General features: G+C 73.4%; 10 protein-coding genes. 5 read left to right on the top strand and 5 right to left on the bottom strand.

All coding sequences use genetic code 11. From position 1 onward, the window contains the following. The first annotated feature begins 121 nt into the window (after positions 1-121). On the top strand, positions 122-1,204 hold the full coding sequence (locus tag ACFY0P_RS35120) for a sugar phosphate nucleotidyltransferase (RefSeq protein WP_388922520.1): 1,083 nt from the start codon (positions 122-124) through the stop codon (positions 1,202-1,204). Between the two features lie 193 nt (positions 1,205-1,397). On the opposite strand, the gene ACFY0P_RS35115 is transcribed toward ACFY0P_RS35120, so the two are convergent. From ACFY0P_RS35115 to ACFY0P_RS35100, 4 genes are all read right to left on the bottom strand, one after another. Beyond that, positions 1,398-2,411, bottom strand: a complete 1,014-nt coding sequence (locus ACFY0P_RS35115; protein ID WP_388922517.1) for a DNA-3-methyladenine glycosylase family protein — start codon at positions 2,409-2,411, stop codon at positions 1,398-1,400. A 118-nt stretch (positions 2,412-2,529) separates the two neighbouring features. Next, positions 2,530-3,870 carry a coenzyme F420-0:L-glutamate ligase gene (locus ACFY0P_RS35110; protein ID WP_388922514.1) on the bottom strand — a complete coding sequence of 447 codons (1,341 nt, stop codon included), beginning with the start codon at positions 3,868-3,870 and terminating at the stop codon, positions 2,530-2,532. Next, positions 3,867-4,826: a 2-phospho-L-lactate transferase gene (gene cofD / locus ACFY0P_RS35105; RefSeq protein WP_388922511.1), complete on the bottom strand. Its 960-nt coding sequence runs from the start codon at positions 4,824-4,826 to the stop codon at positions 3,867-3,869. Before cofD ends, ACFY0P_RS35110 begins: the two co-directional genes overlap by 4 nt. Positions 4,827-4,859: 33 nt before the next feature. After that, a complete protein-coding gene (locus ACFY0P_RS35100) occupies positions 4,860-5,360 on the bottom strand; it encodes a cysteine dioxygenase (RefSeq protein ID WP_388922508.1) in 501 nt (166 codons plus the stop codon). A 625-nt stretch (positions 5,361-5,985) separates the two neighbouring features. Between ACFY0P_RS35100 and ACFY0P_RS35095 the strand changes: the two genes are divergently transcribed. The 3 genes from ACFY0P_RS35095 to ACFY0P_RS35085 all read left to right on the top strand — a co-directional run bounded on the left by ACFY0P_RS35095 (position 5,986) and on the right by ACFY0P_RS35085 (position 11,615). Then, the gene (locus tag ACFY0P_RS35095; protein WP_003975777.1) at positions 5,986-6,249 is read left to right on the top strand and encodes a WhiB family transcriptional regulator; all 264 of its coding nucleotides are present in this window, start codon (positions 5,986-5,988) and stop codon (positions 6,247-6,249) included. Between the two features lie 204 nt (positions 6,250-6,453). Next, the gene (locus ACFY0P_RS35090) at positions 6,454-10,128 is read left to right on the top strand and encodes a glycosyltransferase family 2 protein (RefSeq protein ID WP_388922506.1); all 3,675 of its coding nucleotides are present in this window, start codon (positions 6,454-6,456) and stop codon (positions 10,126-10,128) included. Next, a complete protein-coding gene (locus ACFY0P_RS35085) occupies positions 10,125-11,615 on the top strand; it encodes a DUF5719 family protein (RefSeq protein ID WP_388922504.1) in 1,491 nt (496 codons plus the stop codon). Before ACFY0P_RS35090 ends, ACFY0P_RS35085 begins: the two co-directional genes overlap by 4 nt. A 26-nt stretch (positions 11,616-11,641) precedes the next feature. On the opposite strand, the gene ACFY0P_RS35080 is transcribed toward ACFY0P_RS35085, so the two are convergent. Beyond that, positions 11,642-12,094 carry a metallopeptidase family protein gene (locus ACFY0P_RS35080; RefSeq protein ID WP_388923180.1) on the bottom strand — a complete coding sequence of 151 codons (453 nt, stop codon included), beginning with the start codon at positions 12,092-12,094 and terminating at the stop codon, positions 11,642-11,644. A gap of 278 nt (positions 12,095-12,372) precedes the next feature. Between ACFY0P_RS35080 and ACFY0P_RS35075 the strand changes: the two genes are divergently transcribed. Further along, a complete protein-coding gene (locus ACFY0P_RS35075) occupies positions 12,373-12,795 on the top strand; it encodes a DUF3499 domain-containing protein (RefSeq protein WP_293994172.1) in 423 nt (140 codons plus the stop codon). Positions 12,796-12,838: the final 43 nt, after the last annotated feature.

Genomic DNA, 12,838 nt, shown 5'->3' with positions numbered 1-12,838 from the left:
GGAAACCGCACACCCATGCCGCGTGGCACCGCGCGGCCGTCGAGGGCGCCGTCGCACGGTCTGCATACACTGGCCGGCCGACACAGAGTCGGCCGGTCCCGGCAGGAAGCAGAGACGACAGGTGACAGAAGCGATCCTCCTGGTCGGCGGCAAAGGCACCCGGCTGCGCCCGCTCACGGTCCACACGCCCAAGCCGATGGTCCCGGCGGCCGGCGTACCGTTCCTGACGCACCAGCTGGCCAGAGCCAGAGCGGCGGGCGTGGAGCACATCGTCCTCGCGACGAGCTACCTGGCGGAGGTCTTCGAACCGTACTTCGGCGACGGCGCGGCACTCGGCCTGCACATCGAGTACGTCACCGAGGAGGAGCCCCTCGGCACCGGCGGCGCGATCCGCAACGTGGCCGCCCGCCTGCACTCGGGCCCCGACGACCCGGTCCTGATCTTCAACGGCGACATCCTGACGGGCCTGGACATCCGCACCCTGGTGGCCACGCACGAGTCGGCGTCCGCCGACGTCTCCCTCCACCTCACGAAGGTGACGGACCCCCGCGCGTACGGCCTCGTCCCCACCGACGGGACGGGCAGGGTCCTCGCCTTCCTGGAGAAGCCGCAGACGCCGGAGGAGATCGTCACCGACCAGATCAACGCGGGGGCGTACGTCTTCCGCCGCTCGGTCATCGACACGATCCCGGCGGGCCGCCCGGTGTCGGTGGAGCGGGAGACCTTCCCGGAACTCCTGTCGGCCGGTGCCCACCTCCAGGGCATGGTCGACTCCACGTACTGGCTCGACCTCGGCACGCCCGCGGCCTTCGTCCGCGGCTCGGCGGACCTCGTCCTCGGCCGCGCCCCGTCCCCGGCGGTGCCCGGTCGCTGCGGCGACCGTCTCGTCCTCCCCACGGCCCGGGTAGCGGCGGACGCGAAGCTGACGGGCGGCACGGTGGTGGGCGAGGGCGCGTTCGTGGCGGAGGGCGCGCGGGTCTTCGGCTCGACGATCCTCCCGGGCGCCGTGATCGAACCCGGCGCCGTCATCACCGACTCCCTCATCGGCAACCGCGCCCGCATCGGCGAACGCTCGGTCCTCACCGGCACGGTGATCGGCGACGGCGCGGTCGTCGGCGCCGACAACGAACTGCGGGACGGCGTGCGGGTGTGGTGCGACGCGACGATCCCGGCGGGGGCGGTGCGGTTCTCTTCGGACCAGTAGGGGTGGTGCGGGCGACTTTTTGACCGCGGGTGCGTGGGGGCTGGTCGCGCAGTTCCCCGCGCCCCTGAAGGGGCGCTCCTCCCCCGTTTCTCAAGCCGCGGGCACCCGTGCCGCTGGGGCGGCGCGGGTGCCCGCGGGCAGCACCCTGCAAGCGCCGGTAAGCGTCCCCACCCCGCCCCAGCAGACCCGCACCTCACAACCGGCCGATGTCGCCCCGCGTCATCCGCGGCGCCCTCCTCGCCGGCGTATGCCCACTCAGCAGGATCAACCGAGCCGCCCGATGCCGCTGCCCCGCATAGGGCTCCAGCAACCGCAGCATCACCTCGTCGTCGGCATGCCGGTCCCCGGCCAGCGCAAACCCGACGATCCCCGGCAGGTGCAGGTCCCCGACCGTCACCGCATCCGCCGCCCCATGACTGCGCTGCACGGTCTCCGCCGACGTCCACGGCCCCACCCCCGGCACCACCTCCAGCCGCGCCTGCGCCGCCTCCGCCGCCATCCCCACGGCCTGCTCGAGCCGCGCGGCGACCCGCACCGCCCGCAGGATCGTCGAGGCCCGCTTGTCGTCGACCCCGGCCTTGTGCCACTCCCAGGAAGGAATCAGCGCCCAGGTACGCGGCGCCGGCATCACCCACATCGGCCGCTCGCCCACCCCCGCGGGTCCCGGCGCACGCTCCCCGAACCTGCGCACCAGCAACCGCCAGGCCCGGTAGGCCTCGTCGGTGGTGACCTTCTGCTCCAGGACCGACGGGATCAGCGACTCCAGCACCAGCCCGGTCCGCGTCAGGCGCAGCCCCGGCCGCCGATGCCGGGCCGCTGCCACGACCCGGTGCCGGGGCACGAACAGGGACGGGTCATCGGCGGAGCCGAGCATCTCCGGCAGCTGCTCCAGCAGCCACTCGGCCCCCGGCCCCCAGGCCTCCCCGCGCACCTCACCGCCGTACACGGCGACCCGCAGCGTCCCCGGCCCGGCAGGGGTGAGGCTGGCCCGCCACACGGACCCGTCACGGGTGGCCCGAAAGGTCGGATCCCCGGGCCCCCGCCGCAGCGGCCCCAGCACCAGCCCCAGATCAAGGACTCCGTCCGGCTTCCAGACCCGCACCCGCCCCGCTGCGACAGCCTGCTTCGGAAAACCGCGGGCAGGCACGACGACCTGCCCACCCCGCACAGTCGTACGCGTGGGCTTGGGAGCAAACCGACCAGCCATCCAAAGAATCCTAGGCCTCAAGCGCCCCTGAAAGGGGCGCGGGGAACTGCGCGATCAACCCCCACAACCCGCACTCGCCGATGCGCCGGTGCACCCCGGACCGCAGGCGCAAAGCAGCTCACCGCACCTCGACAAAGTCCCCGACCTCCCTCGGCGCCCGCTCCCGCGGAGCCTCCGCAGCCTTCCCCACGGCAACCGCCCCCATCGGCTCCCACCCCGCCGGAAGCGCGAGCACCTCCCGGACCACATCCCGGCAGAACATCGTCGACGACACCCACGCCGACCCCAGCCCCTCCCCGGCCAGCGCGACCAGCAGGTTCTGCACCGCGGCCCCCGCCGCGACCACGAACATCTCCCGCTCGGCCGCGTCCCGCCGCGCGTCCCCGTAGGTGTGCGACCCGTCCATCACGAGGCAGGGCACGACCAGGTACGGCGCGTTCCGCAGCACGTCCCCCCGCCGCACCCGCTTCGCGATGGACTCCTGCGACTTGCCGTCCTTCCTCAGGTCGGCGATCCACGCGTCCCGCATCGCGTCCAGCAGCCGGACACGCGACCCGGCCGATTCCAGCAGCACGAACCGCCACGGCGTCGTGTGGTGCGGCGCCGGCGCGGTCACGGCCGCGGCGACCGCCCGCCGTACCGCCCCGGGGTCGACGGGGTCGTCGGTGAACGCCCGCACCGTCCGCCGCAGCGTCACCGCCTCCCGGACCGCCTCGGACGTGCCGAGCCGGAACATGTCGCTGCCCGCGTCCCGGACCAGCGCCCGCGCGCCGTCCCCGTCGTCGTCGGCGTCCGCCACGACATGCGCGAGCCCCCGCACCACGGCGACCGGCATCCCCGTGGCCTTGCCCTTCACCAGGTCACCGGCGGCGGCCAGTTCGTCGGCCGTGGCGACGACCGTCGCGACCAGCGGGTTGCCGTACGCGTCCACGCCCCCGCGCAGATCGTCCAGCACCTCCACGCCGGCGGCGCCGATGGTGACGTCGGTGAGCCCCGAGCGCCAGGGTCGCCCGAAGGTGTCCGTGACGACCACCCCCACGTTGACGCCCAGCGCGTCCCGGAGGCCCGCGCGGACGGCACGGGCCGAGGCGTCGGGATCCTCGGGCAGCAACAGCACGGTCCCGGACGGGGTGTTGGACGCGTCCACCCCGGCCGCCGCCATGACCAGGCCCTGCCGGTTCTCCACGATCCGCAGGGCGCCGCGCCGGGCCACCACCCGTACGGTCTCGGCGTCGATCGCCGCCTCCCGGTCGGCCGCCTCGACGATCCGTCCCTCGGCCTTGGAGACGATCTTGGAGGTGACGATCACCACGTCCCCGTCGGCCAGCCCCGGCTCGGCCGCGGCGATCAGCTTCGCCAGGTCGTCGCCCTGCTGGACCTCGGGGATCCCGGGCAGCGCCCACACCCGGTACGCGGGCACCGCGTCGGCCGTGCCGGTCGTGTCGATCGCGTCGGTCATGCCCCGCGCACCTCCTCGGCCAGCGCCAGCGCCTCGCGGGCCATCTGCGCGGCCGCGTCCAGGTCGGTCATCATCAGCGGTACGGCCCGGCAGCGGATGCCGGCCGCCTCCACGCGCGCGACGCTGCCCGCGTCCACGGAGTCGACGAGCCAGCCGTCCAGCAGCCCGGAGCCGTAGTGCTCGGCGACCGCCGCCGCCGTCGACTCCACGCCCACCGCCGCGAGCACCTTGTCGGCCATCCCGCGCACCGGCGCGTCCCCGACGATGGGGGAGAGGCCCACCACCGGCACCCCGGCGTCCGCGATGGCCTCCCGGATGCCGGGCACCGCGAGGATCGTGCCGACGGAGACCACCGGGTTGGACGGCGGGAAGAGGATCACGTCCGCCGCGGCGATCGCCTCCAGGACACCGGGCGCCGGCTTGGACTGCTCGGCGCCGACCGGGACGACCGCCTCGGCGGGGACGCCCGCCCGCAGCCGTACCCAGTACTCCTGGAAGTGCACGGCCTTGCGCTCGCCGTCGACCTCGACGGCCACATGGGTCTCGACCCGGTCGTCGGTCATCGGGATGAGCTTCACGCCCGGCTTCCACCGGTCGCACAGCGCCTCGGTGACCGCGCTCAGCGGATATCCGGCGCCCAGCATCTGGGTGCGCACGATGTGCGTCGCGAAGTCCCGGTCACCCAGCCCGAACCAGTCCGGCCCCACTCCGTAGGCGGCGAGCTCCTCCTTGAGGTGGAAGGTCTCCTCGGCGCGCCCCCAGCCCTGCTCCTCGTTGATACCGCCACCGAGCGTGTACATCACCGTGTCGAGGTCCGGGCAGACCTTCAGCCCGAAGAGGTGGATGTCGTCCCCGGTGTTGCCGATGACGGTCACGTCGGCGTCCGGCACGGCCTGCTTCAGACCGCGCAGGAACCGGGCACCGCCGATGCCGCCTGCCAGAACCACAATGCGCATGCGCCAAGTCTTGCAGGCGGGTCCGACAACGCGTCACGCAGTCACGGGACGGGCCTCGCAGGCGCCTGCCGCCGCCGTGTGCATCGGCATCTCGGTCAGCCCCGGGTAGTAGACGTGCAGGCTCACCGCGGGCTCCAGCGCGTCGTTCACCACCTCGTGCGCGTACCCCGGCGCGAACGCCCGTTGTGCACCGGCGCCCAGCGCGCGCGTGCCGCGTACGGTGCGTTCGGTGAGCGTGCCCTCCAGGACGGTCAGCACGCCGGAGGAGCGGCCGTGGTCGTGCAGTCCGCTGCCCTGTCCCGGCACCCAGGACAGCAGCCACACCTCGTAGCCGGGGCCGGTGCGCAGCCGGTGGTACCAGCGGCTGGTCGCGTCGTACTGGACGAGGTGCTCCCACTGCGCACGGTCGGCGGCGATCGCGCGGGCCAGGCCGACGTACTCGGCCACGGTGACCGGGTGCTCGCGCGGGGGCTGCAGCAGGTGCGTGACTTCGAGGATGTCGCCGGCGATCTGGAGGTCGTTGTCGCTGTTCATGGGGGTGCGGTGGTTCCTCAGTGAAGATGGTCAGCGGGGAACGAAAAGCGAAGACCGAGTCCGGGGGACTCGGTCTGCAGCCGGAGCGGGAGCGGTCGGGGACGGCTACGGCTCAACAGCTGGAACAGCAACAGCTACAGCGAGCGCGGGCAGCACCGTGGGACCCGGCGGTGCGGGTCGAGGTGGGTGCCAAGTTCGCGAGCATGCCCACCAGCACATCGGTTCACACCTCTCGTGTCAACTCGACGCCCGGTATGTGGGACATGGTTCACCTCATCCGGTCCATCTCGCTGGCGAAAGGTTTGTTCACTGGGCACCCGGGACACATGGCGCACAACCGGGCGCGCGAGCCACTTCGGAACGCGATCGAACATCTGGGCGTCCTTCTCCGTACAAGCTCTGTATGGGGTCGGAGGCCTCGAGCGGGGCCTCGTCTGCATGTCAAGGTTTATGCCGATTTGAACACTTTCCGCACGGCCTTGGTTCCGCAGAGTGAATAACGGGCCCAATAGCAGATCTCGGCTTGACTCGCCCGGAGCAGCACACTTGTAATTTCACTCGTGTCGTTCAGCCGAAATCGGTAACGGCCGGGCACGGGGACGTGAAAGACAGACGAGGGGCGCACATGACCGAGCTGGTGCAGCAACTGCTGGTCGACGACGCGGACGAGGAACTCGGCTGGCAGGAGCGCGCGCTGTGCGCCCAGACCGACCCCGAGTCCTTCTTCCCCGAGAAGGGCGGCTCCACCAGAGAGGCCAAGAAGGTCTGCCTCGCCTGCGAGGTGCGCTCCGAGTGCCTCGAGTACGCCCTCGCCAACGACGAGCGGTTCGGTATCTGGGGCGGACTCTCCGAGCGGGAGCGCCGCCGTCTCAAGAAGGCCGCCGTCTGACCCGCAGGGGCTGCCGTCCGAAGCGGACGTCCACACAACGCACACATCTGAGCTGCGCGAACGGCCCGTCGCAGGTGGGTTATCCACAGGCGGCGGGCCGTCGACATGCCCAGCCGATAGTGTGGGCGCTCGTCCGAGACGCCTCGCCGCCACCAGCGGGCGCAGGAGTCCACCGCAGTCCATCGAACCGGGGCCCGTACCTCGATGTCCGTGCACAGCCACACGGCAGCCCAAGACACCGCTGCCACACCTGAGTTTCCGCGTCATGTGGTGACCGCGGTGCTCGTCTCCCACGACGGCGCCCGCTGGCTGCCCGACGCGCTCGCCGGGCTGCTCGGCCAGGAGCGCCCGGTCCAGTACGCCGTCGCGGCCGACACCGGCAGCGCGGACGACTCCGCCCAGCAGCTCACCGCGTCCCTCGGCGACGCCAACGTCCTGCACCTCGCCCGCCGCACCGGCTTCGGCCAGGCCGTCGAGGAGGCGAGCCGCACCGCGCCCGTCCTCACCCCGGACGACCTGCCGTACCTGAAGCGGCCCAGCGGCTGGGACCCGGTCACCCGCCAGTGGCGCGACGACGCGTACGACATGCCCGAGCTGCCGTATGGCGAGCCGGTCCAGTGGCTGTGGCTGCTGCACGACGACTGCGCCCCGGAACCCGACGCCCTGGCCCAGCTGCTGCGGGTCGTCGACAACGAGCTGGAGCTGGGCCGCGACGACGTGGCGGTCGTCGGCCCCAAGCTGCGCGGCTGGTACGACCGCCGACAGCTCCTGGAGGTCGGCGTCACCATCGCCAACTCCGGCCGCCGCTGGACCGGCCTGGACCGCCGTGAGCAGGACCAGGGCCAGCACGACCACGTGCGGCCCGTGCTCTCCGTCTCCACCGCCGGCATGCTGATCCGCCGCGACGTCTTCGAGGAACTCGGCGGCTTCGACCGCCGGCTGCCCCTGATGCGCGACGACGTCGACCTGTGCTGGCGCGCGCACAACGCCGGCCACCGCGTCCTGGTCGCGCCCGAGGCCGTCGTACGGCACGCCGAGGCCGCCTCCCGCGAGCGCCGCACCGTCGACTGCGCAGGCCGCACCGCCACCTCGCCGCACAAGGTCGACAAGGCCGGCGCCATCTACACCCTGCTGGTCAACGCCCGTACGGCCGTGCTGCCCTGGATCCTGTTCCGCCTGGTCCTCGGCACCCTGCTGCGCACCGTCGCCTACCTCGTCGGCAAGGTCCCCGGACAGGCCCTCGACGAGATCCGCGGCCTCCTCGGCACCCTGCTGCGGCCCGAGCGGATCATCGCCGGGCGGCGCAGGCGCGGCCGCTCCCAGGTCGACAAGGGCGAGCTGCGCCCCCTGTTCCCGCCGCCCGGCGCCACCGTCCGGGCCACCGTCGAACAGGTCGCGGGCAACTTCTTCGGCGGCGACGACGAGATCTCCGCGGCCGGCCGGCACGGCGGCGCGGTCGAGTCCGGGCCCGGCGGCGACGACGCCGACTTCCTGGAGATCGAGCAGTTCGCCCGCCTCAAGCGCATCGCCCGCAAACCGGGCCCGGTGCTCTTCCTGGTGCTGCTGCTGTTCTCCCTGGTCGCCTGCCGCGCGCTGCTCGGCTCCGGCGCCCTCGCGGGCGGCGCCCTGCTGCCCGCACCGGGCACCGCGAGCGAGCTGTGGTCGCGCTACCTGGACGCCTGGCACGCGGTCGGCGCCGGCGGCACCCCCGCCGCGCCGCCGTACCTCGCGATCATCGCCTCGTTCGCCTCTCTGCTGTTCGGCTCCACCGGGCTCGCCGTCACCGTGCTCCTGGTCGCCTCGGTGCCGCTGGCCGGGTTCACCGCCTACTTCGCCTCCCGCCCGCTGGTCACCTCGCGCCTGCTGCGCGCCTGGGCGGCCATCGCCTACGCCTTCCTGCCCGCCGCCACCGGCGCCCTCGCGGGCGGCCGCATCGGCACCGCCGTCCTCGCGATCCTGCTGCCGCTGATCGCCCGCGCGGGCATCGCGGCCAGCGGCCTCACGCACTCCTCCGGAGCACGCGGCAGCTGGCGCGCCACCTGGGCGTACGCGCTTCTGCTGACCCTCACCACCGCGTTCACGCCGATCGTCTGGCCGATCGCCCTGGTCCTCGGCCTCGCCGTGCTCGCCGTGCGCCGCTCCGACCTGGTCGCCTCCGGCCTGCGGCTGCTGGCCCAGCTCGGCACCCCGCTGCTGGTCCTCGCCCCCTGGTCGCTGACCCTGCTGCCGTTCGGCTTCTTCAAGGAGGCCGGGCTGGATTACGGCTCCTCGGCCGCCTCCGCCCTCGACCTGCTCGGCGCCAGCCCGGGCGGCCCCGGCACCGTCGACGGACTGCTGCTCATCGGCGTCGTCCTGGCCGCGCTCGCCGCCCTGCTGCGCTCCGAGCGCCAGTCGGCGGTCCGCACCGCCTGGGCGGTCGCCCTGGTCGGCCTGGTCTTCGCGGTCCTGTCCAACAAGTCCACCTGGGCCGGCCCCGCGACCCTCGTCTACGGCATCGCGATCCTGGCCGCCGGCGCGCTCGGCGCCGACGGGGCGCGCTCGCGGGTCGCCGAGCAGAGCTTCGGCTGGCGCCAGCCGGTGGCCGCCCTGATCGCCTTCGCCGCCGCCGCGGGCCCGCTGCTGCTCGCCGCCGGCTGGATGATCGCGGGCGCCGACGGCCCGGTCGAGCGCCGCGACCCCACCCAGGTGCCCGCCTTCGTCGCCGAGGACAGCACCACCACCGACCAGGTCCGCACCCTCGTCCTGGACAGCGACAGCACCGCGCGCGTGACCTACATGCTGGTGCGCGGCTCCGGCGCCCGCATGGGAGACGCCGAAGTGGCCGCCGCCGACGGCGAGAACGCCACGCTCGACAAGGTCGTCGCCAACCTGGTCGCCGGCTCCGGCGCCGACCAGGCCGACCAGCTCGGCGGGTTCGCGGTGCGCTACGTCCTCGTCCGCAAGGGCGCGCCGCGTGACATCACGCGCGTGCTCGACGCCACCCCCGGCCTGTCCCGGCTCAGCCAGCAGAACGGCAGCGCCCTGTGGCGCGTCGACCAGCAGGTCTCCCGCGCGACGATCGTCTCCGCGAACGGCTCCGGCACCCCCGCCTCCGTGGCCGCCGGACCCGTCGACGTCCACACCACCGTCCCGTCCGGCGCCGACGGCCGCATCCTGCGCCTGGCCGACTCGGCCTCCCCGGGCTGGACGGCCACCCTGGACGGCAAGCCGCTCACCCGCACCACCGTCGACGGCTGGGCCCAGGGCTTCGAACTCCCCTCCTCCGGCGGGAAGCTGGACGTCACCTACGACACCCCGTTCACCCACACCGCCTGGCTGTGGGCGCAGGGCGCGCTCGCGGTCGTCCTGGTCGTCCTCGCCCTGCCCGGCCGCCGCCGTGACGTCGACGACGACCTCCCCGAGGAGCAGCCGATCCCCGCCCAGGCCACCGAGGGCGAGGGCCGCCGCGCCCGCCGCCTGCGCGCCCAGGCGGAGGCCGAGGAGGAGTCCCAGGAGACCCCGGAGGACACCGACTTGCCGTCGGCGGCCGCGCAGGCTCCGCAGGAGGAGACCCGGGCCGCGGTCCCGCAGCAGCAGCCGTACGACGAGTGGGACCCGGCGTCCTACCCGCAGGCCGACGGCTACGACACCGGCTACGCGGACCCGTACCAGGGCGCCGGCGCCGGCCAGTACCAGACCGGCGGCTACGACCAGCAGACCTACGACCCCTACCAGACCGGCCAGTACGACCCGTACGCCTACGGCGGCCAGCAGGGGCAGGCGGCGTACGACCCGACGTACCAGCAGGGTTACGACCCCGCCTACGACCCCGCCTATGACCCGGCCGCCCAGCACCACCACGGCACCGGCGGCGAGCACCACGACGGGAGCCAGCAGTGAACCGCACCACCCTGTCCCTGCTCGCCGGTACGGCGGCCCTCGCGGCGGTCACCGGGTTCGCCGCGCTCGACCCGGCGGCCGGCACCCCCACGCACACCGCCGACGCGGCCGCCCAGCTGCCCGTGGAGCGCACCACCCTGCTGTGCCCGGCGCCCAGCCTGTCCGACATCGCGGACACCTCGTACACGTCGTTCACGCCCGTCACCAAGGGCACCACGAGCGACGGCAAGGCCGAACTCCAGGCCGCCACCGAGCAGTCGGCGGACGGGACCGGCGGCGGCAAGAAGAAGGCCGCCAAGCCCGTCCTCACCCCCAGGACACCCGGCACCCCGGCCACCGGAGACACCTCCGGTGCGGACGGACCCGCCTACGTCGGCACCGCCGAGGGCAAGTACGCCCCCGGGTGGACGGTCCAGGAGACCACCGAGGTCGCCGCGGGCACCGGGCGCGGTCTCCAGGGGGTCAACTGCACGGCGGCCGACACCGACTTCTGGTTCCCCGGCGCCAGCACCGCCGCGAGCCGTACCGACTACGTGCACCTCACCAACCCCGACGACAGCGCCGCCGTGGTCGACATCGAGCTGTACGGCAAGGACGGCCAGCTCAAGTCCTCGGTGGGGGAGGGCATCACGGTCCAGCCGCACGCCAGTGAGCCGGTCCTGCTCTCCACGCTCACCGACGAGCGGCAGACCGACCTGACCGTGCACGTGAGCGTGCGCAGCGGCCGGGTCGGCGCGAGCGTGCAGGCCCTGGACGACAAGACCGGCGGCGACTGGCTGGCCGCCTCCGCCGACCCGGCGGGCAGCCTGGTGCTGCCGGGCATCCCCAAGGACGCCACCGACGTCCGGCTGATCGCCTTCACCACCGGCGACAGCGACGCGGACCTGAAGGTGCGCCTCGCCTCCCCGGACGGCACGATCACCCCGGCGGGCAACGAGACGCTGCACGTGAAGTCGGGCATGACCACCGCGGCCGACCTCGGCGACGTCACGCGCGGCGAGGCGGGCTCGCTGATCCTCACGCCCACCGACCAGTCCGTCCCGGTGGTGGCCGCCCTGCGCGTCACCCGCGGCAAGGGCGGCAACCAGGAGACCGCGTACATCCCGGCGACCGCGCCGGTCGGCACGCGCGCGACGTCCGCGGACAACAGCAGCAAGGGCACCACTCTCTCGCTGACCGCGCCCACCGCGACCGCCCAGGTCAAGGTCACGGCGTCGGCGGGCAGCGGCGGCGGCACGGCGGTGTCCAAGACGTTCACGATCAAGTCCGGCACCACCCAGAACATCGACGCCCCGGCCCCGTCCGGCCTGAAGGGCACCTACGCCCTGACCGTGGAGACGGTCTCCGGCGGCCCGGTCTACGGCGCCCGCACCCTGGCCGCCACCGAGGGCGGTGTCCCGGGCTTCACGATCCAGACCCTTCCGGACGACCGCGGCACGGTGGCCGTACCGGAGGCGGACCAGGACGTGTCGGTGCTGCAGAAGTAGGCGGGCGGCGCGAGGTCGCCGGGGGCTCAGTCCTCGCCGTAGCGGGGATCGACCGTCTCCGGGGTGAGGCCGAGCAGCTCGGCGACCTGCTCCACGACGACCTCGTGCACCAGCGCGGCCCGCTCGTCGCGCCCCTTGGTGCGGATCTCGACCGGACGCCGGTAGACGACCACGCGTGCCCGGCGTCCCTCGCGCGCGGGAATGATGCCGCCCAGGGGCACCGCCTCGTCGTCCCAGCTGTCGCTGTGCCGGTCCTGCAGCCGGGGCACCTCGAGCACCAGGAAATCGATGTCCGCGAGCTGCGGCCAGCGCCGCTCCAGGCGTTCCACTGAGTCCTGCACCAGGTCCGCGAACACGTCGGCGCGGCTCGCGGCCAGCGGCACCTGAGGTGGTGCGATCGGCCCGCGCATGCCCCGACCGTGGCGATCGCGTCGACGGGGCCCGGGGCCGGCGGCACGGGGCGGTACACGGTTGTCCATCACTGGTGAAGCGTAGTCCTCGCAGGCTCCGGCCGCGCCGCTCCACGCACCGACACCGCCCGGGACGGCATGTCACAGGATGACCATTCCGGCCAAGGTTGGGCTCGTTTCCGTATCTCCACGAGACCGGTGAACTCAAGGCAATTGACGGTGTTTGTACCGACTGGTGACCGGATGCGGTGTCGACCATGACCCCGGACGACCTCTTCTCCGCAGGTCAGTCGGGCGTGTCAGGAGGGGTGTGTGGGGCGTTTCACAGTACGACACGGTGGAGTGACCTGGGGGAGAGTCGTCGCGGCCCGCTCAAGAGTGCGGTACCGTCCAACGTCGTGAGCCCTGTACGTCGCTGTTCGCGAACCGCCTGCGGCCGACCCGCCGTCGCGACGCTGACGTACGTCTACGCCGACTCGACCGCGGTCCTCGGCCCGCTCGCCACCTACGCCGAACCCCACTGCTACGACCTGTGCGCCGAGCACTCCGAGCGCCTCACCGCCCCGCGCGGCTGGGAGGTCGTCCGCCTCCTGGACGGCTCCGCTCCCGCCCGTCCGAGCGGGGACGACCTGGAGGCGCTTGCGAACGCGGTGCGCGAGGCGGCCCGCCCCCAGGAGCGGGCGGCCGAGGCGGGCGGCGGCCGTGGCGCGGACCCGATGGAGGTCGCGCGGCGCGGCCATCTGCGGGTGCTGCGGTCACCGGACAACTGACGGCCTGACGCGATCGCCTCCCGCTTCGCGCGGTCGCCTTCCG

Origin of the sequence: Streptomyces sp. NPDC001714 (genome assembly GCF_042892755.1) — a bacterium.
Lineage (GTDB): Bacteria > Actinomycetota > Actinomycetes > Streptomycetales > Streptomycetaceae > Streptomyces.
Note: the sequence above shows the minus strand (reverse complement) of the source record. Positions and strands in the feature narration are given on the sequence as shown.

Bases quoted from the DNA above. Each gene is read 5' to 3' on its own strand.
- ACFY0P_RS35115 (WP_388922517.1), bottom strand. From the start codon at position 2,411: ATGGCTGGTCGGTTTGCTCCCAAGCCCACGCGTACGACTGTGCGGGGT.
- ACFY0P_RS35110 (WP_388922514.1), bottom strand. From the start codon at position 3,870: ATGACCGACGCGATCGACACGACCGGCACGGCCGACGCGGTGCCCGCG.
- cofD (WP_388922511.1), bottom strand. From the start codon at position 4,826: ATGCGCATTGTGGTTCTGGCAGGCGGCATCGGCGGTGCCCGGTTCCTG.
- ACFY0P_RS35100 (WP_388922508.1), bottom strand. From the start codon at position 5,360: ATGAACAGCGACAACGACCTCCAGATCGCCGGCGACATCCTCGAAGTC.
- ACFY0P_RS35095 (WP_003975777.1), top strand. From the start codon at position 5,986: ATGACCGAGCTGGTGCAGCAACTGCTGGTCGACGACGCGGACGAGGAA.
- ACFY0P_RS35090 (WP_388922506.1), top strand. From the start codon at position 6,454: ATGTCCGTGCACAGCCACACGGCAGCCCAAGACACCGCTGCCACACCT.
- ACFY0P_RS35080 (WP_388923180.1), bottom strand. From the start codon at position 12,094: ATGGACAACCGTGTACCGCCCCGTGCCGCCGGCCCCGGGCCCCGTCGA.